Below are 24,989 nucleotides of genomic sequence, written 5' to 3'. Positions count from 1 at the left end.
CCGATGATAGGAAAAAGGACATTCCCTGCGTACCCGGAGGGTGGGAACGCCATGTCAGAGCATCCCGACTGTGCCCTGGTCCGCCGCGGCTACGAGGCCTTCGGCAAGGGCGACATGGAGACGATGAGCACCTTGCTGACGGCCGACGTCATCCACCACGTGCCGGGCAGCAACCCGTTGTCCGGGCACCACAAGGGCCGGGACAACGTCCTGGACCTCTACCGTCGCCTCGGCACGGAGACGAACGGCACCTTCCAGGTGGATCTGCAATCGGTGCTGGCGGACGGACGCGGGCACGTGATGAGTTTCCACACGGCGCGCGCCGACCGCGGCGACCGCGGCATCGAGATCCGCCAAGGACTCTTCTTCACGATCATCGGCGACAAGATCACCGACATCGACCAGTGCACCGCGGACATCGACGAGGAAGACGCCTTCTGGAGCTGAGACGGCCCGAGGTCCGGCCCGGGGCCCGGGTCGCGGCCCGGGCCGGGGATCGGACCTGGCCCCGACCCGGGCCCGAATCGTGTCAGGCCCGCTTCGGCTCGTGTCAGGCCTGCTTCGGCGCCGCCTGCTGCACGACCTCGAACGACCACACCGTGGACGCGGAAGCCGCGGGCTTCGGACGCTCGCCGCCACCCTCACCACCGCCCTGGTGGGCCGCCTTCATCGGGCCCTCCATCCACGCCTGGAAGTCCTCCTCCGAACGCCAACGCGTGTACACCAGGTACTGGTCCGTGCCCCCCACCGGGCGCAGCAGCTCGAACCACTCGAAGCCGTCCGAGCTCTCCACCGCCCCGGCCCGGGAGGCGAAGCGCTTCTCCAGGATCTCCCGCTGCTCGGCGGGAACCGTCAGTGCGTTGATCTTTACGACGCTGGGCACAGGACACCTCTCATGAAACGCCGGCCGGGCGGTATGCCCGGCCTCGACGACATGCGTGCAGTTTCCTACATCCGCCCGCACGACCGCCCGCAGGGACCGCACCACGGTGCGGTCCCTGCGCTGCGGTCCCGGCGTCCTACCGGCCCGGAGGTCCGATTCAGGGCTGCGGCGGACGGGTCTGCCCCGGCGCGGGCGGCTCCTTGCCGATCTGCTCGTTGAGCTTCTGCTGTGCCGTGTCGACCTGGCTCTGGTACTTGTTCCCGGTCCTCGCGTCGAAGGCGTCTCCGGCCTTCTCCACGCCTTGGCGGGCCTGGTCAGGGTGTCCCTTGATGAGGTCCTTGAGCTTGTCAAGCATGGACATGAGCCATCCTCTCCACGGAATGCCTGTCCACCTCAGCTTCGCCATGAACTGCGCCGTCCGCACCTGGAGAGCCCCCCGGTCCCCGGCCCGCCCCCGGCCCCCGGTCGAGAAGCGGGCCGCCCGACGCATCCCGTGGGGGATATCGTCGTGCGGGTAATGGAGCGCGGCAGCCAGGCGAAGTCAGGGTTGCGGTCAACATGGCGGGAGGCCGGCGAGGCGTGGCTAACGCGGCAGAGCACAGCGGTGCGAACGGACATGCCGGAGTCATAGGCGATCACGGCAGACTCGGGGCGGCCCGGCTCCTGCTCTGGGCGCTGGCCGGAGCTCTCGCCGTCAGACAGGCCGCCGCCGTGCTGCGGACGCCACCGAGCGAGTGGCTGAGCGGCTTCCACCTCCCCGGCACCCTGCCCGGAACGGTCTACGACACCGGCCAGTTCTCCGACACCCCCTTCGCCGGGCTGGTCCTCAAGCCGCTGGTCGGCCTGGCCGCCCCGTCGCTGGAGGTCGCCTGGACCTGCGTGACGCTGCTGTGCGTCGCCGCCATCGGGCTCGTCGCCGCCCGCGGCCTGCCCGACCCGGTGCCGCGGCGCACCGCGCTGCTCGCCGCGCCCGTGCTCACGGCGCTGATGATGGTCTCCCTGCCCGTCCGCGAGGCCGCCTCGCCCGGCCAGACCGCCGTCCTGCCCGTCCTGCTCGTGCTGCTCGCCGTATTCCGTGTGCCCGGCGACCGGCCCGCCGGATTCCTCGTCGGCCTCGCCGCCGCGCTCCAGCCCGCGCTCCTGCTGTTCGCCCCGCTGCTGTGGCTGACCGGACGCCGCCCCACCGCGCGCACCGCCGCCGTGACCTTCGCCGGAGCCACCGCGCTGTCCTGGGCGGCCATGCCGCGCGACTCCTGGACGTACTGGGTCGAGCACCTCGCCGGTACCGGCCTCGGCGGCGCCCCCGACGGCCTCGCCAACCAGTCCGTGCACGGCGCGCTGCTGCGCCTCGGCCTGACCGGACCCGCCGAGATCCTGCTCTACGCCGCCCTGGCCGCCGCCATCGTCTGGATCGGCCTGCGCCGCGCGGTCCGCTACGCCCGCGACGGCCAGCTGCTGCTCGCCGTCGCCGTCACCGGCTGCGTGGCCGTCGCCGTCTCCCCGACCGGCTGGCGCCACCAGCTGCTCTGGGTGCTCCTCGCCGTCGCCGGCAAGGTGGGCAAGCGGGCCGCCGACCGGCCCGTGTGGCCGGTGGCCGTGGTCCTCGCCATGACCCTGCCGAGCGCGATGCTGCTGCCGAACCTGGCCGCGCTGGCCCCCGTACGCGACAACGTGCCGCTGCTCACCGCCGTGGCCGCGGCCTGCGCGGTACCGTTCCTGCGGCGCTCGTCGCCGTACTGGCGCGAGCCCGTACCCACCGACTACGGGCAGCCCGCGGCGGCCCGCTGGGCGCGGGTGCCGCTGCTGCCGTCCTGGCGGCGCGTGCTGTCCCGCCCGAACCTCCTGCTGGAACTCCTGCTGATACGGGTCGGGTACTCGCTCTACTCGCACATCCGGGCCGCCGCGCCCACCAGCCGCAGCCTCGCCGAGGGCAACGGCAGCCAGATCCACGGCATCGAGAAGGCGCTCGGCATCGACATCGAGCACGCGGTGAACCACGCCGTGGTGAACACGCCCTGGCTGGAGGCGTTCTTCAACTTCTACTACACCTCCTTCCACTTCGTCGTCCCGCTGACGATCCTGGCGGTCCTGTACTGGCGGCGCCCCGGCGACTACCGCTGGGCGCGGGCCTCCCTGGGGCTGGCCACCGTCCTCGCCCTCGCCGGTTTCTGGCTCTACCCGCTCGCGCCGCCGCGCCTGATGCCCGGCCTCGGCTTCATCGACACCGTGCACGGGCCGCAGGACCTGGCCAACCCCTCGTACGGGGCCATGACCGCGATCTCCAACCAGTACGCGGCGATGCCCTCGCTGCACTTCGGCTGGTCGCTGTGGTGCGGGATCGTGATCGTGGTGCTGGCTCCGAAGGGCTGGCAGAAGCTGCTCGGGGCGCTGCACCCGCTGATCACGGTGTGCGCGATCGTGGCGACCGCCAACCACTGGGTCCTGGACGCCGTGGGCGGGGCCGCGGTCGTGTCCGCCGGCTTCGGGCTCGTGTACGTCCTGTCCGGGCCGCGCGGGCTGCGGCTGAACCTGCCCGTGCAGCGCCAGGGCGTCGAGGCGGAGCCGGGCGAACCGGTGTCCGCCGGGCGGGGCGGCCCGGCCGGTGCCAGCATCGGGTCATGACTGCGAAGCCGATGCGGCCGGGCTGAGACGTGGGCGACTGGTACCAGCGTCAGATCGTCGAGCCGGGCAAGCAGCCGTTGCTCTGCCTGCTGCTGGGCTTCCTCGGCGCGTTCCTCTTCATCCGGATCAGCGTGCGGCTGATCCGGGCGCAGGTCTCCTGGTGGCCGAAGAACGTCACGCCGGGCGGGCTGCACATCCACCACGTGGTGTTCGGCGTGGTCCTGATGATCGTCAGCGGCCTGGCGCTGGCCTCCCCGACCGGGAACCGGACCCCGTGGGCGGAGATCGACGCGGCCGTGTTCGGCATCGGGACGGCGCTGGTGCTCGACGAGTTCGCGCTGATCCTGCACCTGAAGGACGTCTACTGGTCCGAGGAGGGCCGGCTCTCCGTGGACGCGGTGGTGGTCGGGGCCGCCGCGTGCGGGCTGCTGTTGCTGGGGGCGTCGCCGTTCGGCGTCGACGACGCCGCGGAGGGCGGTGCGAGGGCTTCCGGCTGGACGTCCGTGGTGGTGGTCGCGGTGAACGCGGGCTTCGCGCTGGTGACGCTGGCCAAGGGGAAGGTGTTCACCGGGCTGTTGGGGATCCTCGTACCGATCTTCGCGCTGGTCGGGGCGGTACGGCTGGCCCGCCCGGGGTCGCCGTGGGCGCGGGCGCGGTACCCCGTCGGGGGGCGGAAGGAGCGGAGGGCGCGGGTGCGGGAGGAGAAGGAGGGGTGGCAGCGGAGGCTGCGGCTGCGGGTGTACGACGCGGTTGCGGGGCGGCCGTCGCAGCCGTAGCCCTGGCCGGGCGGGCCGGCGCCGTAGCCCTGGCCGGGCGGGCCGGCGCCGTGTCCCTGGCCGGGCTTGTGGTGGCCGAAGGGGCGCCGGGGCATTCGCTGCCCCGGCGCCCCGTCGGCTGGATCGCCGCTGCTTGCCAGGATCACTCCGTTCGGGGTGGTCCGCCACTCGAACGGGTGCGGCGCCGTCGCCGGGGGCGCTGACCCCGGACCCCCGCGCCTCGAACGCCGGCGGGCCCGACAGATCGCCTCAGGCGTGGGTGACGCGGAGTTCCTTGATGCCGTTGAGCCAGGCCGCGCGCAGGCGGCGGGGGGGAGCGTCCGTGAGGTGGAGGTTCGGGAGGGCGTCGGCCAGGGCGTTGAAGATCAGGTCGATCTCCATCACGGCGAGGGACTTGCCGAGGCAGAAGTGCGGGCCGCCGCCGCCGAAGCCCAGGTGGGGGTTGGGGTCGCGGGTGATGTCGAAGACGTCCGGGTTCGTGAAGACCTCGGGGTCGTGGTTGGCGGAGGAGTAGAACATTCCCACCCGGTCGCCCGCCTTGATCTTCGCGCCGCCCAGCTCGGTGTCCTGGGTGGCGGTGCGCTGGAAGGACACCACCGGGGTGGCCCAGCGCACGATCTCCTCGGCGGCGGTCGACGGCCGGGTCGCCTTGTAGAGCTCCCACTGCTCGGGGTGGGTCAGGAAGGCGTGCATGCCGTGGCTGATGGCGTTGCGCGTGGTCTCGTTGCCGGCGACCGCCAGCAGCAGGACGAAGAAGCCGAACTCGTCGGAGCCGAGGTTGCCCTGGCCCTCGGCCGCCACCAGCTGGGTGACGATGTCCTTGGCCGGGCATTCCTTACGCTGGGCGGAGAGGTTCATCGCGTACCCGATGAGCTCCATCGCCGCGTTGGAGCCGACCTCCTCGGTGATCGCGTATTCCGGGTCGTCGTAGGCGATCATCTTGTTCGACCAGTCGAAGATCTTCGCGCGGTCCTTCTGCGGTACGCCGATCAGTTCGGCGATGGCCTGCAGCGGGAGCTCGCACGCGACCTGCGTGACGAAGTCGAAGCTGCCGTCGGCGGCCGTGGCCGACGCCTCCTCGACGATCTTCCGGGCGCGGTCGCGCAGGGCCTCCTCCAGGCCGCGGATGGCCCGCGGGGTGAAGCCGCGCTGCACGATCTGCCGTACGCGGGTGTGTTCCGGCGGATCCATGTTCAGCATGATCAGACGCTGGGCATCTATCGCGTCACGCGGAATGTGCTCGTTGAAGCGGATGATCGCGGTGTTGGTCGTCGAGGAGAACAGTTCCGGGTGCGTGGAGACGTACTTGACGTCCGCGTGCCGGGTCACGGCCCAGTAGCCCTCGTCGTCGAAGCCGGTGACGCCCCGCCGCTGCGGGCACCACCACACGGGTGCGGTCTGCCGCAGCTGCGCGAACTCCGGGAAGGGGACGCGGCTTTGGAGCAGGTCTGGGTCGGTGGCGTCGAAGCCTTCGGGCAGTGCGGGGCAGGACATCGGGCAACTCCAAAGTCTGACGGACCATCAGAAGTTGGCTTGAAGGTAGTAACGAGTTCCAGAAGTGACAAGGGTCGTGGCGCCAACTGTTGCGTGTGGAATCCGTGCAGGGCACGTGCAAGACCCTTGCGTGCCGGGGCCTCAGGTCATAAGACTGCGGGGAGAACTAGAACGCGTACTAGTTCGGGGCGGGGCGCCGGGACGGCCCGCCGTGCTGACGCAGTGCAGGAGAGGACGAGCTCATGGCCGCGGAACCCGTCATTGTCGAAGCCGTACGCACCCCCATCGGTAAGCGCGGGGGCGCTCTCGCCAACCTCCATCCCGCCTACCTGCTCGGCGAGACCTACCGCGAACTCCTGGCCCGTACCGGAATCCAGCCCGACTGCGTGGAGCAGATCGTCGGCGGCACCGTGACGCACGCCGGCGAGCAGTCGATGAACCCCGCCCGCAATGCCTGGCTCGCCATGGGGCTCCCGTACGAGACCGCCGCGACGACGGTGGACTGTCAGTGCGGCAGCTCCCAGCAGGCCAACCACATGGTCGCCAACATGATCTCCGGCGGGGTCATGGACATCGGCATCGCCTGCGGCGTCGAGGCCATGAGCCGCGTGCCGCTCGGCTCCGGATCCAAGCACGGCCCGGGCAAGCCCTTCCCGGACGAGTGGAACGTCGACCTCCCCAACCAGTTCGAGGCCGCCGAGCGGATCGCCCGCCACCGGGGCCTGTCCCGCGAGGACGTCGACCGGCTCGGCCTCCTCTCCCAGGAGCGGGCCGCGGCGGCGTGGGCCGAGGAGCGGTTCAAGCGCGAGACCTTCGCCGTGCAGGTACCGACGACCGAGGAGGAGCAGGCCGCCGGGCAGGGCATGTGGCGCCTGGTCGACCGGGACGAGGGCCTGCGCGACACCAGCATGGAGGCGCTGGCCCGGCTCAAGCCGGTCATGCCCACCGCCGTGCACACCGCCGGGAACTCCTCGCAGATATCCGACGGGGCCGCCGCGGTGATGTGGGCCTCGCGCAAGATGGCGCGCGCCCTCAAGCTCAAGCCCCGCGCCCGGATCGTTGCCCAGACCCTCGTCGGCGCCGACCCCCACTTCCACCTGGACGGGCCGATCGACGCGACGCGGGCCGTGCTCGGCAAGGCCGGGATGTCGCTGCGGGACATCGACCTCGTCGAGATCAACGAGGCCTTCGCCTCCGTGGTCCTGTCCTGGGCGAAGGTCTTCGATCAGGACCTGGAGAAGGTCAACGTCAACGGCGGGGGCATCGCGCTCGGCCACCCCGTCGGCGCCACCGGAGCCCGGCTGATCACCACCGCGCTGCACGAGCTGGAGCGCCGTGACAAGGAGTTCGCGCTGATCACCATGTGCGCCGGAGGCGCGCTGGCGACCGGCACGATCATCCAGCGCCTCTGAGGCGCCCCTGAGACCCGTGGGATGGGATGCAGAAGGCCCCGGAGGCCGGACCTGGGGAGGCCGGCCACCGGGGCCTTCGTATGTCTTGGTGCTGTGCTGCTGCCCGTGGGCGGCCTAGTACCAGTGGTTGGCGGACCAGAAGTTCCAGGCGCCGACCGGGCTGCCGTAGCGGTCGTTCATGTAGTCCAGGCCCCACTTGATCTGGGTGGCCGGGTTGGTCTTCCAGTCCGCGCCCGCGGAGGCCATCTTCGACGCCGGCAGGGCCTGGGCCAGGCCGTACGCGCCGGAGGAGGCGTTGGTGGCGGTGTAGTCCCAGCCGCTCTCGTGCGAAATGATCTTGTCGAAGGCGGCGAACTGGGCCGGGTCCTTGATCATCTGCTGCGCGATCGCCTTGGCGCTCATCGGGGCCGCCTGGGCGGGAACCGTGGCAAGCATGGAACCGGCGACACCGAGGGCGACGACGGTGCCCGCGAGGGCCTTCTTGGAAGCGGCGATGCGGCGGATGACGGTGTTGGACACGGAGGGAACCTTCCGACGGGGACAAGGGCGGTCGCACGCATGCCGAGGACACGCGTGAGCCACTCACGCAAAGGAGAGGGGTTCGTCGGCGGCGGGTGAGGGACCGAAGTACCCCTGCCGCCCTGCGACTCATCCAGTTCTACAGACGCCCCGACGCCCTGGCAAAGGTCCCTCTTACTAGCGCTCCTCGCAGCGGGCCGTACGACGAACCCCCCGTCCGGCCGTGTTCAGGGGCCCCCACGCCTACTAGCCGCGTTCGTATGTGACCTGGGCCCTATGGGGCGGGTCACCGGGGGGCGCCCCGAATGTCACCCTCCGCCGCCGTTCGTACCCTTTTCGAGGGCGGGTTCGGGCTCCGTTCCGACCCCCGGATCGAAGGAGACCGCGGCATCGAACGCGGCTTTACGGGTCGCCCGCCGCAGCGCCTTCAGCAGGGTCGCCCCGAGGGCCAGGGTCAGTACGACCGTCAGCACGCCCCGGCCCAGGTCCCAGCCCAACGAGGTCGTCAGGTAGTACACGACGAACCGCGCCAGGTTCGCGGGCAGCGGGTCCCCCGCATGGAAGGAGGCGCCGTGGTCCATGCCCTGCAGGATCACCCAGCCCTGCAGGTTCATGACGAAGCCGTACGCGAACGCGCCCGCGAAGCCGTACCCGGCCAGCATCAGCAGCTCCGCCCGGCCCCGGATCCGCTCCGAGCCCGGCAGCAGCCCGGCCCCCAACGCGAACCAGCCCATCGCCAGCATCTGGAACGGCATCCACGGCCCCACCCCGCCCGTCAGCAGGGCGGAGGCGAACATCGTCACCGAGCCCAGGACGAAAGCGAAGCCGGGGCCGAGGACGCGCCCGCTGAGCACCAGAAGGAAGAACATCGGCTCCAGCCCGGCCGTACCCGCGCCCAGCGGTCTCAGCGCCGCCCCGACGGCGGCGAGCACACCGAGCATCGCCACCGCCTTCGCGTCCATGCCGTTGTCGGCGATCGTCGCGACGACCACCGCCACCAGCAGCGGGAGGAGCGCGGCGAAGAGCCAGGGCGCGTCCTGCGAGTGGGCCAGGCCCGACTGCCGGTCGGCGAGCAGCGGCCAGCCGAAGGCCGCGATGCCGATGAGCGTCACGAGGGCCAGGGCGACGGCGGCGCGGGGACCGATGCGGACGGGGCGTGCCGGGCGGCCGGGCCCGTTCATCGGGCCTCCGCCGCCGCGAGGGCCTCGGCGACCTGGGCCACGGTGAGCCAGGGGTCCGGAGCCAGGACCTTCGCCACCTGCGGCGCGAAGGCGGGCGAGGAGACGACCACGTCGGCGGTCGGACCGTCCGCGACGACCTCCCCACCGGCCAGGATCACCACACGGTGGGCCAGCTCCGCGGCCAGCTCCACGTCATGGGTGGCCAGGACGATGGCGTGGCCGTCGGCGGCCAGGCCGCGCAGGATCTCGATCAGGCGGACCTTGGCCGCGTAGTCCAGGCCGCGGGTGGGCTCGTCGAGGAGCAGCAGGGCGGGACGGCCGGTGAGGACCAGCGCCAGGGCGAGGGCCAGGCGCTGGCCCTCGGAGAGATCACGCGGGTGGATCTCGTCGGGAACGTCCGGGAGCAGCGCGGAGACGAGGTCGCGGCAGGTGCCGGGGGGCGCCGCGGCGTCGGAGTCGGCGGCGGCGCACTCGGCGGCGACCGTGTCGGCGTAGAGGAGGTCGCGGGGCTCCTGCGGGACGAGGCCGACGCGACGCACCATCTCGGGCGGTGCCGTGCGGTGAGGGGTGCGGCCGCCGACGGTCACCTCGCCGGTGGTGGGGGCGACCGTACCGACGAGGGCGGAGAGGAGGGTGGACTTGCCGGCGCCGTTGCGGCCCATGAGGGCGACGGTCTCGCCGGGGGCCACGGTGAGGGTGATGTCGTGCAGGGCCTGGACGCGGCCGCGGCGGACGGTGACCCGGTGGACCTCGGCGGGGGCGGCGCCGATCCCTCCGAGTGCGGGGGCGGGGGCCGGGTTCGGCTGGGCGCGGCGCAGCAGGCGCGCGAGCAGGCCGGGGGCTCCGGCCGCTACGGGGACTCCACCCCCGGACCCCCGCGCCTCGAACAGCGGCGGGGCTTGATCCGCCTCGAGCGCCGGCGAGGCTGACATACCCGGGCTCGCCGGCGTTCGAGGCGCGGGAGCGGGGGCGGAGCCCTGGGAAGCGGCGGGGCGGGCGACCGATGACAGGCGGGACCTGAGCGGAGCGGACCGGCGGCGGGCGTCGCGGACCGAGAGGGGGAGCGGGGCCCAGCCCGCGAGGCGACCCAGGGAGACCACCGGCGGGTGCACCGGGGAGACGGCCATGATCTCCGCCGGGGTGCCGATGACCGGGGCCGCGCCCGGCGACGGCAGGAGCAGGACCTGGTCGGCGTACTGCACGACCCGCTCCAGCCGGTGCTCCGCCATCAGCACGGTCGTGCCCAGGTCGTGCACCAGGCGCTGGAGGACCGCGAGGACCTCCTCCGCCGCCGCCGGGTCGAGCGCGGACGTCGGCTCGTCCAGCACCAGCACCTTCGGGTGCGGGGTGAGGACCGAGCCGATCGCGACCCGCTGCTGCTGACCGCCGGACAGCGTCGCGATCGGCCGGTCACGCAGCTCGTTCAGGCCCAGCAGGTCCAGGGTCTCCTCCACCCGGCGGCGCATCACCGCAGGTGGCAGGCCCAAGGACTCCATGCCGTAGGCGAGCTCGTCCTCCACCGTGTCCGTCACGAAGTGCGCGAGCGGGTCCTGGCCGACCGTGCCGACCACGTCCGCGAGCTCGCGCGGCTCATGGGTGCGCGTGTCCCGGCCGGCGACCGTGACCCGACCCCGCAGGGTGCCGCCCGTGAAGTGCGGGACCAGTCCGGAGACCGCACCCAGCAGGGTGGACTTGCCGACGCCCGACGGGCCGACCAGCAGCGTCAGCTCCCCCTCGGGGATCACCAGGTCGACATCCCGCAGGGAAGGGCCGGACGCACCCTCGTAGGTGACCGACACCTGCTCGAACCGGATCACTGCGACGCCTCCTTGGGCGGTACGGGTGCCACGAAGGCGGGCAGCAGGCCGATCAGGATCGCGGCCGCCGGCCACAGCGGGAACAGGGGGGCCGTCAGCGGGACCACGCCCGGGTGCAACGCGGCCGCGTCGACGGAACCGGCGTGGATCATGAGGGCGGCCACCGCCGCGCCCGATCCGGAGACCAGCCAGGCGCGCGGGCCCCACCGGTCGGGCCGGTAGCGGGTCCGCACCGACCGGCGGCCGCCCAGGCGCAGGCCCGCGACGGCCAGGGCCGCGCCGACACCGAGCACGGGCAGCCCGTACGCGGCGCCCTGCGCGGCCAGCAGACCGTACGTGCCCGCGCACATGCCGAGCAGGCCGCCGAGGGTGAGGACGTTGGTGGTGTGCCGGACGGCGGGCGGGACCTCGGCCGTGCGGCCGTAGCCGCGCGCGTCCATCGACGCGGCGATGGCGACGGAGCGTTCCAGGGCGCCCTCCAGCACCGGCAGGCCGATCTGGAGGACGGCCTTCACCCCGCCCGTCGGGCGGCCGCGCAGCCGGCGGGCGGTCCGGAGGCGGACGACGTCGGCGACCATGTTCGGCGCGAAGGTCATGGCGACGACGACGGCGACCCCGGCCTCGTACAGGGCGGCCGGAAGGGATTTCAGCAGCCGCGCCGGATTGGCGAGGGCGTTCGCGGCGCCGACGCACACCAGGAGCGCGGCCAGCTTCAGGCCGTCGTAGAAGGCGAAGACGAGCTGCTCGGCGGTGACGCGACCGCCGAAACGGATGCCCTGAGCCCAGGCCGGGAGCGGGATCTCCGGAAGGGTGAAGAGGGTGTGAGAGCCGGGGATGGGGGAGCCCAGGAGCATGGAGAAGACCAGGCGCAGGCCGATGACGAAGAGGCCGAGCTTGAGGAAGGCCCCGTAGGAACGGGCCCAAGGCGCCTCGGTGCGACGGGCCGCGACCACATACCCGGCGACGCCGATGATCAACCCGAGCAGGAGCGGGTTGGTGGTGCGGGAGGCGGCGGTGGCGAGACCGAGGGCCCACAGCCACCAGGCCCCCGCGTGCAGGGTGGTGGCGCGCACGGCCTGCGGGGGCCGCCACCTTTCGTACGTCGACCGGTGCGGGGAACCCTGCGCCCCGGCCTGGCTCCGCCGGGCCGGGGGCACGTCTTCGGCTGCGGCTCCGGTGGGGGCGGGCCCGGTGTCGTGGTCCGTCATCGGGAGCGGCGGCGGGACTGCCAGATACCGGCCGCGGCCAGGGCCGCCACCGCGGCGATGCCCGCGAGCAGGCCCGCGGACGGGCCCCCGCCGGAATCCGGCGCGGCGGACGACGTCGGGGCGGTCGGGGCGGCGGACCGCGGCGCGCCGTCCGCGACCTGCTCACCGCACCCCTGCTTCGGATAGCCGGAGATCGCGCACAGCAGCGCCGCGCTGTTGTAGCGCAGCGGCTTCGCGACCGAGGCCAGCGCCTCGGCCGTCGTGGCATCGGCGGCCACCTGCGCACAGGCCGTGCGTGGGGCGGCATCGGGCGGGGTGTCGCCCGTCGGGGCGTCCTCCGGGACGCCGAAGTCGATGACGAGCGCCACCCGCTTGCTGCCCTCCGTCGGGGCGGTCGCCCCGCAGACGGTCTCGAAGTCGGCCGCGGCGCGCGGCTGGGCCGCCTGCGCCGCCGCGTCCTTGCTCACCGAGAAGCGGAACCCCTGTACGGAGCCGTCCTTGGGGCGGGCCAGCGAGGGCCCCTGGGTGGCGTACGACCAGCCGCCGCCCGCCGCGCCGTCCCAGAACGACCAGTAGCGGTAGCCGGCCGCCAGTGCCGGGGCGGCGGACAGCAGGGCCAGGGCGATCCCGAGAGCGAGGGCCACGGCGGGCAGGCGGCGGCGCATCAGGACAGGTTCTTCTTCCGGCGGCCGCTCAGCAGGATGCCGATGCCGATACCGGCCGCGGCGCCCGCGCCGACGATCCACCAGACGTTCTGGTTGCCGGAGGACTTCTTCTTCTCGCCGTCCACCTCGGTCGCTTCGGTGTCCGCGCCCTGCGGGGCCGGGCCGGTCGCGTTCAGCGCGGCGACGAGGTCGGTGCCGCCGAAGGACTTCGGGTCGGTGCCGGTCGCGTTGGCGGCGAGGACGAGGGTACCCAGGGCGGCCGGGCTGCCCTTGGCCCACTCGGCGGAGTTGGTCTCCAGCCACTTCAGCGCGCCCGCCGCCGACTCCTTGTGGCCGGCGGCGGCCAGGGCCAGTACCGCGTCCACGGTGTTGCCGGTGTCGGGGGTGGGCTGGTCCGCACCCGGCGTGACGGCCATGAGGTGGCCGTCCTTCTTGAGGGCCTCGGCCAGGTAGCCGGCCGCGCCCTGGGCCGCGGCCACCGGGTCGGCGGCGTTCGCGGCCGGGCAGGCGAGCGGGGCGGCGGGGGTGTTCTCGGCGCCCGGGACGACGGCCGCGCCCTTGCCGAGGCCGGCCAGGGCGGCAGCGGCCGTGGAGCTGGCGTTGGCGACGAGCTTGCCGTCGGCCGGCTGGTACGCGAACGCGCCCCGGTCGGCGGCCGGCTCGGCCGCGCAGCCCAGCTGGAAGGTGAGCAGGCCGTCGTAGGCCGACTTGCCCGCCTTGGACCTGACCTCGGCCGCCTTCTCGCCCGCCACGGACAGGGCGCTGATCACCACGCCGGTGGAGTCGGCGTCACTGGGGGAGCCGGGCACGTAGCTCCAGCCGCCGTCCTCGTTCTGGACGGACTTCAGCCAGTCGACGCTCTTCTTGACCGCCGCGTCGTGGCCGCCGAGGGCCTTCATCGCCTGCACGGCCGCCGCGGTGGCGTTCGTGTCGTACATCGTGTTCGCGTCGCACGCCAAAGCGGCGTTCGGGCGGAACGAGGTGAATCCGCCGTTGTCGCACTGCTGGGCGGCCAGCCAGGTCACGGCCTCCCGGGCGGGCTCGACGCCGACCGTGTGCTGGGCGAGCAGCGCGAAGGACTGCCGCCACACGCCGTCGTAGGTGGGGTCGTTCTTGCCGTACAGGCCGGAGGGGATGACCGGGGGCGCGGAGGGGGATGCGGGCGGCGCGGTGTCGGCGAGGGCTGCGGGGGCGGCGCCCACACAGAGCACGGCGGAGGCGGCGAGCGCGGCTGCGCTGCGGCGGACGTTCATCAGGGGGCGGGTGCCTCTCGTACGGGGGAACCGGCAGCAGGCACGCACAGGCACCGGGCTCCGGCTCCGTTTACCTCGACGGTGCCGGCCGCCGGGGGCTCCGGCGGCACGAGCCGCGCACCTCCGGTACGGGGCATTCCGGCTCCCCGCCCGGGCGGTGCCGGGTGCGGGTCACGGTTGCGGGTCAGCGCCGGAATTGCACCGGCTTCCCCCCGTACAGAGGTGTGGACGACAGACTCACTCTACCGGCCCGTAACCGGCGGGCCCGGGGGCGCAGGGGCCGGGCGCCCCTTACCGGGCCGGGTCACACGGCGCACCGGCCTCGGTCACAGGGCCCGGTAGGTGACCGGGTCCGTGCCCGGCACCGCCTCGGCGCGGCCCTGCTTGACCAGTCGCCGCACGTGGGCCTCCGCCTCGGAGACGGCGATGTTGCGAGAGCCGTACGGGATCTGCTCCCAGGGCCGGTTCCACTCCATCCGCTCGGCCAGCCCCCACGGGGTCAGCGGCTCGGCGAGCAGCCGCAAGAGGCCGGTGAGCCGTTCCTCGTGGTGGTCGAGCAGCTCCTGTACGCGGGCGGGCGCGTCGGTGAAGGCGTGCTGGTGGGCCGGGAGCACCTCGGCGGGCCCGAGGCGGCCGATGCGTTCGAGGGAGTCGAGGTAGTCGCCGAGGGGGTCGGTGACGCGGGTGTCCTCCGGGGCCTCGTACAGGCCGATGTGGGGGGAGATCCCGGGCAGCAGGTGGTCACCGGAGAAGAGGCGGCCGTTGCCGGGGAGTCGCGCCGGGTGCTGTTCCTCCAGGTGCAGGCAGACGTGGCCGGGGGTGTGGCCGGGGGTCCAGATCGCGCGCAACCGGCGGCCGGCGAGGGGGAGCAGCTCGGCGGGGACGATCTCCCGGTCGGGGACGGCGGCGCGCAGGCCGGGCAGGGTCCGCATGCGGCCGCTCGCGCGGGCGGCGCGCAGCGGGGCGATGTGCTCCTCGGGGGCTCCGGCGGCGGCGAGCTTGGCGCTCATGTAGTCGAACCAGATGCCGGGCTCGGAGGAGCGGGTGCGCACGACGACCTCGGTGTCGGCGGCGTGCATGGCGATCCAGGCGCCGGAGGCCTCGCGGACCTGGCCGGAGAGGCCGTGGTGGTCGGGGTGGTGGTGGGTGATGACCACGCCGTGGATGTCGGTGACGGCGGTGCCGAGGGCGGCGAGGCCGGCGACGAGGGTGTCCCAGGAGGCGGGGTCGTCCCAGCCGGTGTCGATCAGGACCGGGCCGCGGTCGGTGTCGAGGACGTGGACGAGGGTGTGCCCGAGGGGGTTGTCGGGGATGGGGACCTTGACGGCCCACACGCCGCCGCCGTGATCGGTGACGTGCGGCGTGTCCCCGGCGGCCCGTGCGGTGCCGTCTCCCGCGGCCCGAGCCGCGCCGTCCCGCGCTGCCTGCGTTGCTTGCGCTGCCTGCGCGTTCTCCGCGCCTTGTGCGGCCTGTGACGTGCCGTCCTCCGTCATGCGCCCTCGCCCTCCCCCTGTTGCCGCCCTCGGATGAGAACGTGTTCCAGTAGTAGCCCAAGTCGACCACTTTCCGGGCCCGCTGACCAGTCGTTCGATCATCTACGTGGCGGGGGCGGAGGTTCGGTCCTGGCCGTGGACTCCTCTAACTAGAACTGGTATCAGTTCTGCAACGCCAAGCCGCAGGAGGCCTCAGCCATGACCGAGCTCGTGGAACACGGAAAGCTGTTCATCGGCGGGGAGTGGACGGATCCGCTGGGCACCGACACGATCCGGATCGTCTCCCCCCACACCGAGCAGGTCATCGGATCCGTCCCGCACGCCTCGAAGGCGGACGTCGACCGCGCCGTCGCCGCCGCGCGCAAGGCGTTCGACGAGGGACCCTGGCCGCGCATGACCCTGGACGAGCGGATAGCCGTCGTCTCCCGCATCAAGGACGCCATCGCCGTCCGGCACGAGGAGATCGCCCGCTCGATCAGCTCCCAGAACGGCTCCCCGTACTCCTGGAGCATCCTCGCCCAGGCGCTCGGCCCGATGATGGTCTACGACGCCGCGATCACGGTCGCCCGCGCCTACCCGTACGAGGAGCACCGCCAGGGCGTGCTCGGCCCGATCCTGGTGCGCCGGGAGCCGGTGGGCGTGGTCGCCGCCGTCATCCCCTGGAACGTCCCGCAGTTCGTGGCGGCCGCCAAGCTGGCGCCGGCGCTGCTCTCCGGCTCGACGGTGATCCTCAAGCCCTCCCCGGAGGCGCCGCTCGACTCCTACATCCTCGCCGACATCGCGCGCGAGGCCGGGGTCCCCGAGGGCGTGCTGTCGATCCTGCCCGCGGACCGCGAGGTCAGCGAATACCTCGTCGGACACCCCGGCGTCGACAAGGTCGCCTTCACCGGCTCGGTCGCGGCCGGCAAGCGCGTGATGGAGGTCGCCGCGCGCAACCTCACCCGCGTCACCCTCGAACTCGGCGGCAAGTCCGCGGCCGTGGTCCTCCCCGACGCCGACGTCGCGACCGCCGTCGCCGGGATCGTGCCCGCTGCCTGGATGAACAACGGCCAGGCGTGCGTGGCCCAGACCCGCGTCCTCGCCCCCCGCAGCCGGTACGAGGAGGTGGCCGAGGCCCTCGCGGAGGCGGCCGGCGCACTCGTCGTCGGCGACCCCCTCGACCCGGCGACCCAACTCGGTCCGCTCGTCGCCGAGCGGCAGCGGCAACGCTCGCTGGACTACATCCGGATCGGGCAGGAGGAGGGCGCGAAGGTCTTGGCGGGCGGCGGCCGCCCGGCGGGCCTGGAGCGAGGCTGGTACGTGGAGCCCACCCTCTTCGGCGACGTCGACAACTCCATGCGGATCGCCCGCGAGGAGATCTTCGGCCCGGTCGTCTGCCTGATCCCCTACGGCGACGAGGCCGAAGCCGTACGCGTCGCCAACGACTCGGAGTTCGGCCTCAGCGGCAGCGTCTGGACCGCGGACGTCGAGCGCGGGATCGACTTCGCCCGCCGGATCCGCACCGGCACCTTCAACGTGAACACCTTCAGCCTGGACATGCTGGGACCGTTCGGCGGCTACAAGAACAGCGGCCTGGGAAGGGAGTTCGGCCCGGAAGGCCTGAGCGAGTACCTGGAGCACAAGATGATCCACCTCCCGGCCGGCTACGAGGCGGGTGCCTGATGGGTGACCGCTGGCAGGTCGAGGTGGACAGAGGCGTCTGCATCGGCTCGGGCATGTGCGTGAACCACGCCCCGGACGGCTTCGTCCTGGACTCGGCACGCCAGTCCCACCCCCGCACACCCCAGTCGGACGCGAACGAACCCACCCTCACGGCGGCCGAAGGCTGCCCCGTGGAAGCCATCCTCATCACCCTCGCGGCGACGGGCGAACCGGTCTTCCCGCCGGAGGAGTAGAGGAGCAGGGAGAGGGGCAGGGGTGGGGCGGTCGGATACGCCCCGCCCCGCCGCATGATCGGCCGTTGTCCGTTCCGTTGTCGATGTTGCATACTCCGCTGCGCTCGCATCTCGAACGGACGGGCGAACGAGTTCGATGACGGGAACCCCCTTGGCCCAGCTTCAGTTGGTCGATTCATCCATATCCATCCCCATCCTCTACACAGCGGCTGCGGTCGTGGTGCTGTGCTTTCTCCTGGCCGCCCTCATACCCCCACGCCCCCTGAACGGGCGTCTGGCCGGGCCCGATCCGCAGCTCCAGCTCGCGCTCAAGGCCGTGCGCGGTGGGGCGTGGGAGCCCGCGGCCGACCTCATGGAGGCGGCCGGAACCGACTGGGAGCGCCGTACGCACTACGCCGGGCACCTGGCGTACTCAGCCGCGTACGACGGTGACGGCTGGCTGAAGGCCTGGCAGGCGGCCGCCCCGGACGACCCCGACGCGATGTTGGTCGCCGGGTGGACGCGCGTGAAGCGGGCCTGGCGGTTGCGCGGGTTCCGGTCGGCGAGTGTGACGTCCCGGGAGCAGTTCGCCGGCTTCCACCAGGAGCTTGCCGCGGCGCGCGTGGAGCTGGCGGACGCCGCACGCCGCTGTCCGGGAGATCCGACACCGCTGGCCGGGTTGGTTACGGTCGGGCGCGGGCTGGCCTTCCCCAAGGACGAGATGGGCGCGTTGCTGGCCGAGGCCGAGGCGGCCTCGCCGCACCACTTCGGCACCCACTACGCCGCATTGCTGTACTTCTGCAGCAAGTGGCGCGGTTCCCGGGCCGAAGTGGAGGAGTTCGCGGCGCGGGCGGCCAGGCATGCACCGCGTGGAAGCCTGCTGGCGCTCCTGCCCCTGCTCGCGTGGTACGAGGAAGTGGATCTGGGAGGCGACCCCGCGGGCCTGTTCGGCACGCCGCACGTCCTCGCGCTCGTGGACGCGGCGCTGGAGGACGTCGGAGCGGCGGAAGGCCACCCGAACCTGCCGCAGGCGCGGCACCTGCTCGCCTACTTCCTCGTCCGCCAGCGCCGCTACCGAGCGGCCCTGGAGCAGTTCCGACAGGTCGACGGCTACGCGAACGCCATCCCTTGGAGCTATCGCCCGTGGGGCAAGCTCTCCTACCGACTGCACCGCGCCCGGGCCGTCTGGGGAGCCCTGCTCACGCGGCGGTGAGCCGCGGGGCCGCTCGGGCGGGGGTGGGTCGGTGGGACGGGGCTTCGGGGTGGGCGGGGTCCACTCGGTCCGCATCAGGGGTGGGTATGGGGGTTTCCCGTCAGTCCCATCGTCCCTCCGGGTCGGGCCGGTCCCTCAAGGGCGCTCCCTGCGGTCGCGTCGCTTCGCGATGTCGCTGCGCTCCACCCTTGACCGACCGTCCCGCCCCGGAGAAACGAAAGACTGCCGAGAAGCCCCCAAAGGAACGAGCCGGTCGATCCTTTCAGGGACGGGGACATCACAGAAGCCCAGGCAGGCCCGGGTGGGCGCGGTCCCGAGACGGGCCCATGGGAGGGGCCTTCCGTGTCGGTGGGGCGCGCCCGATCGCTACGCGCTCCCCACCTCTCAGCGTCCGGCGACCGTCCTGGGTCGGACATAGGCCGCCCACGAGCTCGGTCCGTTGCCCGACCTGCGTCCGACGATCGTCTTGGGCTGGGCATAGGCCGCCCACGACTCATGGACGCTCCCCGTGCGAGGCGTCCGACGACCGTTTGGGGTGCAAGGGCGTGGAAGCACGGCTGTTCCGTGGTGGATGCGGGTCAGCGCGCGTGGGCGGTCCGGAGGCCGAAGGTTTGCCCTTATTGCCCCGCTTTGGGGGTGGGTTGGTGGTGCCGGGCTCGCGCTGACCCGGATCCACCACCGATGGGCCGAGCTGTCGGCCGTCCGCCCCTCGCGTCGCCTCTCGTCAGCCCCTGACGGCCGCCGGTCGCGGTCAGTGAGAAGCGCCCAAGGGTGAGGGCGGCCCATGTCCGACCCAGGTCGGCCTGGGGGCGCCTCGGACGGGAAGCGTCTGCGGGTCGTGGGCGGTCTCTGTCCGGCCCCGGTCAGCCTGGGGGCGCCTCGGACGGAAAGCGTCTGCGGGGCGTGGGCGGTCTATGTCCAGCCCAGGACGGTCGTCGGACGCTGAGAGGTGAGGAGCGCGTAGCGATCGGGCGCGCCCCACCGACACGGAAGGCCCCTCCTGGGGGCCCGTCTCGGGACCGTGCTCACCGGAGTCGGGTCGGGGGTCTGTGATGTCCCCGTCCCTATGGCCTTGGACCGGCTCGTTCTTTTGGGGGCTTCTCGGCAGTCTTTCGTTTCTCCGGGGCGGGACGGTCGGTCAAGGGTGGCCGCAGGCCATCGCGAAGCGACGCGACGACGAAGGAGGAGCGCCCTTGAGGGACCGGCCCGACCCGGAGGGACGATGGGACTGACGGGAAACCCCCATACACATCCCTGATGCGGACCGAGTGGACCCCGGCCACCCCGGAACCGCCCGCCCTCGTCCGACCCCGCCCGCCCGACCCCGCCCCCCGACCCCGCCCGCCCTCGGGAGGCAGCGGCGGCTTCAGGCCTTTTCCGGGGCCGTCAGGTCGATCAGGCGGCATACCGTTTCGATGTCGATCTTGACCTGGGCGATCGAGGCGCGGCCGGAAAGCCACGTGATCAGTGCCGAGTGCCAGGTGTGCTCGATGACCCGGACCGCCGAGAGCTGCTCCGCCGTCGGCGCCTGCTCCAGGCCCATCGCGTCCAGGATGATCGCCGTGGTCAGCCGGGACACCGTGTCCACCTCGGGGCTCACGCTCCGGTCCGCGAACGTCAGTGCCCGCACCATCGCGTCGGCCAGCTGAGGCTCCCGCTGGAGGGCGCGGAAGGCCCGCATGAGGGTCTCCGCGACCCGCGCCGCCGGGTCGTCCCCGGCCGGCGGGCGTTTGCGCAGCGTGGTGTGCATGTGCTGGAGCTGGTCCTGCATGGTGGCGACCAGCAGGTGCACCTTCGAGGGGAAGTAGCGGTAGAGCGTGCCCAGCGCCACGCCCGCCGCCTCCGCGACCTCGCGCATCTGGACGGCGTCGAAACCGCCCCGGCTGGCCAGCTGCGCGCTGGCGTGCAGGATCCGGCGGCGGCGTGCCTCCTGGCGTTCCGTCAGGGGAGGCGACGCCGGTGTGGTGACGGCCTTCACTTCCGCTGTCATGTGTCCCGTTCCGTGTCGTTGCGCGGGCTGAATCCGGGCTGGTCCGCGGCCAGCATCGTAGGCGCAGGAGCCGTGGCGCGAATCACCTGCTCCGCCTCTTACGGTGTGGTTTCCGGCCGGTAGATTCAATGGTCTTCGACGGATCAAGTCTGAAACTTGTTCTACATTATCCGAGCGGTTACGCTCCGGCGAAAGTTGCAGTGAGAAGGGGGCCGAGAGTGACCGCAGAGGCCATGGTGACGAGCCCTTTCGCGGGCCCCGCCGCCGACGGCGACCGCCCGCTGCGTATCGCACTCCTCACCTATAAGGGGAACCCGTTCTGCGGCGGCCAGGGCGTCTACGTCCGCCACCTCTCGCGTGAACTCGTACAACTGGGGCACTCCGTCGAAGTCATCGGCGCGCAGCCCTACCCGGTCCTCGACACGGGCGCCTCGCTCACCGAACTCCCGAGCCTGGACCTCTACCGCAGTCCGGACCCCTTCCGCACACCCAAGCGCGACGAGTACCGGGACTGGATCGACGCCCTCGAGGTCGCCACCATGTGGACCGGGGGCTTCCCCGAGCCGCTGACCTTCTCGCTGCGCGCCCGCCGTCATCTGGCCGCGCGCGCCGGTGACTTCGACGTCATCCACGACAACCAGACGCTCGGCTACGGCCTCCTCGCCGACCTCGGCGCCCCGCTGGTCACCACGATCCACCACCCCATCACCGTCGACCGCAAGCTCGACCTCGACGCCGCGCAGGGCCGGCTGAAGCGGGCCTCCGTGCGCCGCTGGTACGGCTTCACCCGCATGCAGGGTCGGGTGGCCCGCCGGCTGCCGTCCGTGCTCACCGTGTCCGGGTCATCCCAGCAGGAGATCGCCCAGCACCTGGGTGTCCGCGACGAGCGCATCCACGTGGTGCACATCGGCGCCGACACCGACCTCTGGTCGCCGGACCCGTCCGTGGCCGAGGTACCGGGCCGCATCGTCACCACCTCCAGCGCCGACGTACCGCTCAAGGGGCTCGTGTACCTCGTCGAGGCCCTCGCGAAGCTGCGTACCGAGCAGCCCGAGGCGCACCTCGTCGTCGTCGGCAAGCGCGCCGAGCAGGGCCCCGTCGCCCGTGCCATCGAGACGTACGGCCTCCAGGACGCCGTCCGGTTCGTCAAGGGCATCACCGACGCCGAGCTCGTCGACCTCTACCGCAGCGCCCAGATCGCCTGCGTGCCCTCCCTCTACGAAGGCTTCTCGCTCCCGGCGGCCGAGGCCATGGCCACCGGCACCCCGCTCGTCGCCACCACCGGCGGCGCGATCCCCGAGGTCGCCGGACCCGACGGCGAGACCTGCCTCGCGGTGCCCCCGGGCGACGCGGGCGCGCTGGCCGCCGCGCTGGGCCGGACGCTGGGCGACCCCCTGCTGCGGGCCCGCCTCGGCGCCGCCGGGCGCGAACGGGTCCTGACCCGGTTCACCTGGGCCGCGGCCGCCAAGGGCACCGTCGCGCACTACCGCGCCGCCATCGAACAGGCCGCCGCCGGCCGTGCCCGCCGGGCGCGCTGACCTTCCGCCACCCCCGCTTCTTCCCATCCCCCGAACACCCCCGCGACCGCGAAGGCAGGACCCCGTGCTGACCGTCGATTTCTCCCGGTTCCCGCTCGCCGCAGGCGACCGCGTACTCGACCTGGGCTGCGGCGCAGGCCGGCACGCCTTCGAGTGCTACCGGAGAGGCGCCCAGGTGGTCGCCGTCGACCGCAACGGCGAGGAGATCCGCGAGGTCGCCAAGTGGTTCGCGGCGATGAAGGAGGCCGGCGAGGCCCCCGCCGGGGCCACCGCCACCGCCATGGAGGGCGACGCGCTGGCGCTGCCCTTCCCCGACGACTCCTTCGACGTCGTCATCATCTCCGAGGTGATGGAGCACATCCACGACGACAAGGGTGTGCTCGCCGAGATGGTGCGCGTGCTCAAGCCCGGCGGGCGCATCGCCATCACGGTGCCGCGCTACGGCCCCGAGAAGATCTGCTGGGCGCTCTCCGACGCCTACCACGAGGTCGAGGGCGGCCACATCCGCATCTACAAGGCGGACGAGCTGCTCGGCAAGATGAAGGCCGCGGGCCTCAAGCCGTACGGCACGCACCACGCCCACGGGCTGCACTCCCCGTACTGGTGGCTCAAGTGTGCCTTCGGCGTCGACAACGACAAGGCGCTGCCCGTCAAGGCGTACCACAAGCTCCTGGTCTGGGACATCATGAAGAAGCCGATGGCGACGCGGCTCGCCGAGCAGGCCCTGAACCCGCTCATCGGCAAGAGCTTCGTGGCCTACGCGACCAAGCCCCATCTCCCCGTCAGCGCCGCCCAGTGAGCACGCCCGGGCGTACCGAACACCTGGTCCTGGACGGCGTACTGACGGCCGAGGAGGCCGCGCAGACGGTGGCGGGCATCCTCGCCGCGCAGCGCGCCGACGGCGCCATACCGTGGTTCCGCGGACACCACCTCGACCCGTGGGACCACACCGAGGCCGCGATGGCCCTCGACGCGGCCGGTGAGCACGAGGCCGCGGAACGCGCGTACACGTGGCTGGCCCGGCACCAGAACCAGGACGGTTCCTGGTACGCGGCCTACGCCGACCGGCCCGACGGTGTGGACACCGCGCAGCCGCAGGACGCGAGCCGCGAGAGCAACTTCACCGCGTACATAGCCGTCGGCGTGTGGCACCACTACCTGTCCACGGGCGACGACACCTTCCTCGACCGCATGTGGCCGGCCGTGTACGCGGCCGTGGAGTGCGTCCTGACGCTCCAGCAGCCGGGCGGCGAGATCGGCTGGAAGCGGGAGGCGGACGGCACGGCGGTCACCGACGCGCTCCTCACCGGCTCCTCCTCCATCCACCAGGCGCTGCGCTGCGCGCTGGCCATCGCCGAGCACCGTGAGGAGCCGCAGCCCGACTGGGAGCTCGCGGCGGGCGCGCTGCGGCACGCCATCCGGCGCCACCCGGAGCGGTTCCTCGACAAGAACCACTACTCGATGGACTGGTACTACCCGGTCCTGGGCGGGGCCTTGACCGGCTCGGAGGCCAGGGCGCGCATCGACGAGCGCTGGGAAGAGTTCGTGGTCCCGGACCTGGGCGTGCGCTGCGTGCTGCCCAATCCGTGGGTGACGGGCGGCGAGTCCTGCGAGCTGGCGCTGGCGCTTTGGGCGACGGGGGAGTCGGACCGGGCGCTGGAGATCCTGCGGTCGATCACCCACCTGCGCGCGGACAACGGCATGTACTGGACGGGGTACGTGTTCCAGGACGAGGCCGTCTGGCCGGTGGAGCAGACCACCTGGACGGCCGGGTCCCTGTTGCTCGCCGTCGCCGCGCTCGGTGGGGACGAGGCCACGACCGAGGTGTTCGGTGGGACCACGCTCCCGGCCGGGCTGGAACCGGACTGCTGCGGCTGACCCGTCAGCGGCGGTACAGCCAACCGGCGACGGCGTGGCCGATGAGGAGATAGGCGACGGCGGCGATGCCGTAGCCGATGACGACCTGGACCCATTCGCGGCTGAAGGTGAACAGGTCGTAGGACCAGGCCGCGAGCCAGGATGCGACGTCGTGGACGAGGTCGACCAGGGCGTTGCCCTGGTTGGCCTCCAGCAGGTAGAGCAGGATCCACAGTCCGATGATGAAGGCGAGCACGTCCGCCACCAGCGCGACGGCACGGCCTGCCTGACTGCTTCCTCGGGTGCGTACTCGTGTGTGAGTGCTCATACGGCCCGTGTTGCCGCCTTGGCGTGTCGTAAACCCGAACGGGTTCCCCCGGTGGCGGGGTGGCGGGACCGGGGTGAGGCTGCGGAGGACGCCTCAGTCTCCGGAGGAAACCGTGTCCGTACCCACGACCGTCCGATTCCGCCGCGCCGTCACCGCCGTGGTGCTGTCCACCGCGCTGATGGTCGGCGCCACCGCATGCGGCAGTGGCGGCAACGGCCCGCGCGAGGAGCTGTCCGCCGCGTCGATGGGTGAGCTGGCCGCCCTCGCGGCGGCGGAGCCCGTCGCCGCCGAGGCCGACGAACTGGCCGCCGCGACACCGTCGCCCAGCACGTCCGCGGAGAAGCAGAAGTTCGCCAAGACGCGGTTCGTCGCCAACGCGAGCCTCGCGGCGGGCGCGACGTACCAGTGGATCGTCAAGCCGTACCGCGCGGGCAAGTTCAAGAAGGGCGCCAAGGGCCGTACGTTCGCCCTGATCAAGGCGGGCCTGGCGGGCGCGTTCGCGTACAACCGGCTCAAGGCGGCGACCCAGAACGCCAAGGGCGACCCGCTGCTGGCGAAGGCGGTGGCCCCGCTGGCGGCGGGCATCGAGTCGCTGAAGGGGCTCGGCGGGAAGCTGCGCAAGGGGCAGGCGGGTGACGGTGACATCGATGCGTTCGACAGTGTCATCAACAGCGTGAAGGAAGCCGGTCAGAGCGCGGGTGCGACGGTGACGGACAAGGTCCCGAGCGCGTCGCAGCTGGGCGGCTGATCCCGCTTCCGGGCCGCGCCCTTGCCCTGGCCGGGCGGTGCGGGTGCCGTTCCCGGGTGCGGTCCGGTGGTCGCGCCTCAAACGCCGGCGGGGCTGGGGGTGGCTTCGGGTGGGGCGG

General features: G+C 72.5%; 23 protein-coding genes and 1 riboswitch. Of the genes, 11 read left to right on the top strand and 12 right to left on the bottom strand.

Annotated features, from left to right (window positions below):
- The first annotated feature begins 51 nt into the window (after positions 1 to 51).
- Positions 52 to 447: a nuclear transport factor 2 family protein gene (locus tag ACGFYY_RS38195; protein ID WP_393716705.1), complete on the top strand. Its 396-nt coding sequence runs from the start codon at positions 52 to 54 to the stop codon at positions 445 to 447.
- Between the two features lie 103 nt (positions 448 to 550).
- Here the strand turns inward: ACGFYY_RS38195 and ACGFYY_RS38190 are convergent, their stop codons facing one another.
- Both ACGFYY_RS38190 and ACGFYY_RS38185 read right to left on the bottom strand, forming a co-directional pair.
- Positions 551 to 883: an antibiotic biosynthesis monooxygenase family protein gene (locus ACGFYY_RS38190; RefSeq protein ID WP_393716703.1), complete on the bottom strand. Its 333-nt coding sequence runs from the start codon at positions 881 to 883 to the stop codon at positions 551 to 553.
- 157 nt (positions 884 to 1,040) lie between these two features.
- On the bottom strand, positions 1,041 to 1,244 hold the full coding sequence (locus ACGFYY_RS38185; RefSeq protein WP_365270011.1) for an antitoxin: 204 nt from the start codon (positions 1,242 to 1,244) through the stop codon (positions 1,041 to 1,043).
- A gap of 218 nt (positions 1,245 to 1,462) precedes the next feature.
- On the opposite strand from ACGFYY_RS38185, the gene ACGFYY_RS38180 reads away from it, so the two are divergent.
- Both ACGFYY_RS38180 and ACGFYY_RS38175 read left to right on the top strand, forming a co-directional pair.
- Positions 1,463 to 3,505 (top strand): bifunctional glycosyltransferase 87/phosphatase PAP2 family protein, encoded by a 2,043-nt coding sequence (locus ACGFYY_RS38180; protein WP_393716700.1) that lies wholly within the window; start codon positions 1,463 to 1,465, stop codon positions 3,503 to 3,505.
- A gap of 29 nt (positions 3,506 to 3,534) precedes the next feature.
- Positions 3,535 to 4,281 (top strand): hypothetical protein, encoded by a 747-nt coding sequence (locus ACGFYY_RS38175; protein ID WP_365270017.1) that lies wholly within the window; start codon positions 3,535 to 3,537, stop codon positions 4,279 to 4,281.
- Positions 4,282 to 4,530: 249 nt separating this feature from the next.
- Here the strand turns inward: ACGFYY_RS38175 and ACGFYY_RS38170 are convergent, their stop codons facing one another.
- The gene (locus tag ACGFYY_RS38170) at positions 4,531 to 5,775 is read right to left on the bottom strand and encodes a cytochrome P450 (RefSeq protein ID WP_393716698.1); all 1,245 of its coding nucleotides are present in this window, start codon (positions 5,773 to 5,775) and stop codon (positions 4,531 to 4,533) included.
- A gap of 242 nt (positions 5,776 to 6,017) precedes the next feature.
- On the opposite strand from ACGFYY_RS38170, the gene ACGFYY_RS38165 reads away from it, so the two are divergent.
- Positions 6,018 to 7,187, top strand: a complete 1,170-nt coding sequence (locus ACGFYY_RS38165) for a steroid 3-ketoacyl-CoA thiolase (protein WP_365270023.1) — start codon at positions 6,018 to 6,020, stop codon at positions 7,185 to 7,187.
- A 114-nt stretch (positions 7,188 to 7,301) separates the two neighbouring features.
- Here ACGFYY_RS38165 and ACGFYY_RS38160 read toward each other — a convergent pair whose 3' ends face one another.
- The 7 genes from ACGFYY_RS38160 to ACGFYY_RS38130 all read right to left on the bottom strand — a co-directional run bounded on the left by ACGFYY_RS38160 (position 7,302) and on the right by ACGFYY_RS38130 (position 15,323).
- Entirely contained in the window at positions 7,302 to 7,706 is a 405-nt protein-coding gene (locus ACGFYY_RS38160; RefSeq protein WP_393716695.1) for a transglycosylase SLT domain-containing protein, read from the bottom strand.
- A gap of 308 nt (positions 7,707 to 8,014) precedes the next feature.
- A complete protein-coding gene (locus tag ACGFYY_RS38155; protein ID WP_393716693.1) occupies positions 8,015 to 8,887 on the bottom strand; it encodes an ECF transporter S component in 873 nt (290 codons plus the stop codon).
- Positions 8,884 to 10,704: an ABC transporter ATP-binding protein gene (locus tag ACGFYY_RS38150; RefSeq protein WP_393716691.1), complete on the bottom strand. Its 1,821-nt coding sequence runs from the start codon at positions 10,702 to 10,704 to the stop codon at positions 8,884 to 8,886. The genes ACGFYY_RS38155 and ACGFYY_RS38150 overlap by 4 nt, the downstream gene beginning before the upstream one ends.
- Positions 10,701 to 11,912, bottom strand: coding sequence for an energy-coupling factor transporter transmembrane component T (locus ACGFYY_RS38145; RefSeq protein ID WP_393716689.1), 1,212 nt, complete (start codon positions 11,910 to 11,912; stop codon positions 10,701 to 10,703). The genes ACGFYY_RS38150 and ACGFYY_RS38145 overlap by 4 nt, the downstream gene beginning before the upstream one ends.
- On the bottom strand, positions 11,909 to 12,577 hold the full coding sequence (locus tag ACGFYY_RS38140) for an SCO2322 family protein (protein WP_393716687.1): 669 nt from the start codon (positions 12,575 to 12,577) through the stop codon (positions 11,909 to 11,911). The genes ACGFYY_RS38145 and ACGFYY_RS38140 overlap by 4 nt, the downstream gene beginning before the upstream one ends.
- Complete coding sequence (locus ACGFYY_RS38135) at positions 12,577 to 13,830, bottom strand: prenyltransferase/squalene oxidase repeat-containing protein (protein ID WP_393716685.1); 1,254 nt, start codon at positions 13,828 to 13,830, stop codon at positions 12,577 to 12,579. The genes ACGFYY_RS38140 and ACGFYY_RS38135 overlap by 1 nt, the downstream gene beginning before the upstream one ends.
- A gap of 131 nt (positions 13,831 to 13,961) precedes the next feature.
- Positions 13,962 to 14,042, bottom strand: a riboswitch (cobalamin riboswitch).
- A 114-nt stretch (positions 14,043 to 14,156) separates the two neighbouring features.
- Complete coding sequence (locus ACGFYY_RS38130; RefSeq protein WP_393716683.1) at positions 14,157 to 15,323, bottom strand: MBL fold metallo-hydrolase; 1,167 nt, start codon at positions 15,321 to 15,323, stop codon at positions 14,157 to 14,159.
- Positions 15,324 to 15,521: 198 nt separating this feature from the next.
- On the opposite strand from ACGFYY_RS38130, the gene ACGFYY_RS38125 reads away from it, so the two are divergent.
- The 3 genes from ACGFYY_RS38125 to ACGFYY_RS38115 all read left to right on the top strand — a co-directional run bounded on the left by ACGFYY_RS38125 (position 15,522) and on the right by ACGFYY_RS38115 (position 18,410).
- Complete coding sequence (locus ACGFYY_RS38125) at positions 15,522 to 16,985, top strand: aldehyde dehydrogenase (RefSeq protein ID WP_393716681.1); 1,464 nt, start codon at positions 15,522 to 15,524, stop codon at positions 16,983 to 16,985.
- On the top strand, positions 16,985 to 17,218 hold the full coding sequence (locus ACGFYY_RS38120) for a ferredoxin (RefSeq protein ID WP_266391064.1): 234 nt from the start codon (positions 16,985 to 16,987) through the stop codon (positions 17,216 to 17,218). Before ACGFYY_RS38125 ends, ACGFYY_RS38120 begins: the two co-directional genes overlap by 1 nt.
- A 151-nt stretch (positions 17,219 to 17,369) precedes the next feature.
- Positions 17,370 to 18,410: a hypothetical protein gene (locus tag ACGFYY_RS38115; protein ID WP_393716678.1), complete on the top strand. Its 1,041-nt coding sequence runs from the start codon at positions 17,370 to 17,372 to the stop codon at positions 18,408 to 18,410.
- Between the two features lie 1,366 nt (positions 18,411 to 19,776).
- On the opposite strand, the gene ACGFYY_RS38110 is transcribed toward ACGFYY_RS38115, so the two are convergent.
- Positions 19,777 to 20,400 carry a TetR family transcriptional regulator gene (locus tag ACGFYY_RS38110; protein WP_030757790.1) on the bottom strand — a complete coding sequence of 208 codons (624 nt, stop codon included), beginning with the start codon at positions 20,398 to 20,400 and terminating at the stop codon, positions 19,777 to 19,779.
- 218 nt (positions 20,401 to 20,618) lie between these two features.
- On the opposite strand from ACGFYY_RS38110, the gene ACGFYY_RS38105 reads away from it, so the two are divergent.
- The 3 genes from ACGFYY_RS38105 to ACGFYY_RS38095 all read left to right on the top strand — a co-directional run bounded on the left by ACGFYY_RS38105 (position 20,619) and on the right by ACGFYY_RS38095 (position 23,816).
- Positions 20,619 to 21,938: a glycosyltransferase family 4 protein gene (locus ACGFYY_RS38105; RefSeq protein WP_393716675.1), complete on the top strand. Its 1,320-nt coding sequence runs from the start codon at positions 20,619 to 20,621 to the stop codon at positions 21,936 to 21,938.
- 64 nt (positions 21,939 to 22,002) lie between these two features.
- Complete coding sequence (locus ACGFYY_RS38100; protein WP_033227193.1) at positions 22,003 to 22,737, top strand: class I SAM-dependent methyltransferase; 735 nt, start codon at positions 22,003 to 22,005, stop codon at positions 22,735 to 22,737.
- Complete coding sequence (locus tag ACGFYY_RS38095; RefSeq protein WP_393716673.1) at positions 22,734 to 23,816, top strand: prenyltransferase; 1,083 nt, start codon at positions 22,734 to 22,736, stop codon at positions 23,814 to 23,816. The genes ACGFYY_RS38100 and ACGFYY_RS38095 overlap by 4 nt, the downstream gene beginning before the upstream one ends.
- Positions 23,817 to 23,820: 4 nt before the next feature.
- Here ACGFYY_RS38095 and ACGFYY_RS38090 read toward each other — a convergent pair whose 3' ends face one another.
- Positions 23,821 to 24,123 carry a hypothetical protein gene (locus tag ACGFYY_RS38090; protein ID WP_365274626.1) on the bottom strand — a complete coding sequence of 101 codons (303 nt, stop codon included), beginning with the start codon at positions 24,121 to 24,123 and terminating at the stop codon, positions 23,821 to 23,823.
- A gap of 178 nt (positions 24,124 to 24,301) precedes the next feature.
- Here ACGFYY_RS38090 and ACGFYY_RS38085 point away from each other — a divergent pair, with 178 nt between their 5' ends.
- Positions 24,302 to 24,871, top strand: a complete 570-nt coding sequence (locus ACGFYY_RS38085) for a hypothetical protein (protein ID WP_365274699.1) — start codon at positions 24,302 to 24,304, stop codon at positions 24,869 to 24,871.
- Positions 24,872 to 24,989 lie beyond the last annotated feature (118 nt).

Origin of the sequence: Streptomyces sp. NPDC048331 (assembly GCF_043201215.1) — a bacterium.
Taxonomy (GTDB): domain Bacteria; phylum Actinomycetota; class Actinomycetes; order Streptomycetales; family Streptomycetaceae; genus Streptomyces.
Note: the sequence above shows the minus strand (reverse complement) of the source record. Positions and strands in the feature narration are given on the sequence as shown.

Bases quoted from the DNA above. Each gene is read 5' to 3' on its own strand.
- ACGFYY_RS38170 (WP_393716698.1), bottom strand. From the start codon at position 5,775: ATGTCCTGCCCCGCACTGCCCGAAGGCTTCGACGCCACCGACCCAGAC.
- ACGFYY_RS38165 (WP_365270023.1), top strand. From the start codon at position 6,018: ATGGCCGCGGAACCCGTCATTGTCGAAGCCGTACGCACCCCCATCGGT.
- ACGFYY_RS38195 (WP_393716705.1), top strand. From the start codon at position 52: ATGTCAGAGCATCCCGACTGTGCCCTGGTCCGCCGCGGCTACGAGGCC.
- ACGFYY_RS38140 (WP_393716687.1), bottom strand. From the start codon at position 12,577: ATGCGCCGCCGCCTGCCCGCCGTGGCCCTCGCTCTCGGGATCGCCCTG.
- ACGFYY_RS38090 (WP_365274626.1), bottom strand. From the start codon at position 24,123: ATGAGCACTCACACACGAGTACGCACCCGAGGAAGCAGTCAGGCAGGC.
- ACGFYY_RS38145 (WP_393716689.1), bottom strand. From the start codon at position 11,912: ATGACGGACCACGACACCGGGCCCGCCCCCACCGGAGCCGCAGCCGAA.
- ACGFYY_RS38155 (WP_393716693.1), bottom strand. From the start codon at position 8,887: ATGAACGGGCCCGGCCGCCCGGCACGCCCCGTCCGCATCGGTCCCCGC.
- ACGFYY_RS38120 (WP_266391064.1), top strand. From the start codon at position 16,985: ATGGGTGACCGCTGGCAGGTCGAGGTGGACAGAGGCGTCTGCATCGGC.
- ACGFYY_RS38130 (WP_393716683.1), bottom strand. From the start codon at position 15,323: ATGACGGAGGACGGCACGTCACAGGCCGCACAAGGCGCGGAGAACGCG.
- ACGFYY_RS38185 (WP_365270011.1), bottom strand. From the start codon at position 1,244: ATGTCCATGCTTGACAAGCTCAAGGACCTCATCAAGGGACACCCTGAC.
- ACGFYY_RS38125 (WP_393716681.1), top strand. From the start codon at position 15,522: ATGACCGAGCTCGTGGAACACGGAAAGCTGTTCATCGGCGGGGAGTGG.
- ACGFYY_RS38135 (WP_393716685.1), bottom strand. From the start codon at position 13,830: ATGAACGTCCGCCGCAGCGCAGCCGCGCTCGCCGCCTCCGCCGTGCTC.
- ACGFYY_RS38085 (WP_365274699.1), top strand. From the start codon at position 24,302: ATGGTCGGCGCCACCGCATGCGGCAGTGGCGGCAACGGCCCGCGCGAG.
- ACGFYY_RS38110 (WP_030757790.1), bottom strand. From the start codon at position 20,400: ATGACAGCGGAAGTGAAGGCCGTCACCACACCGGCGTCGCCTCCCCTG.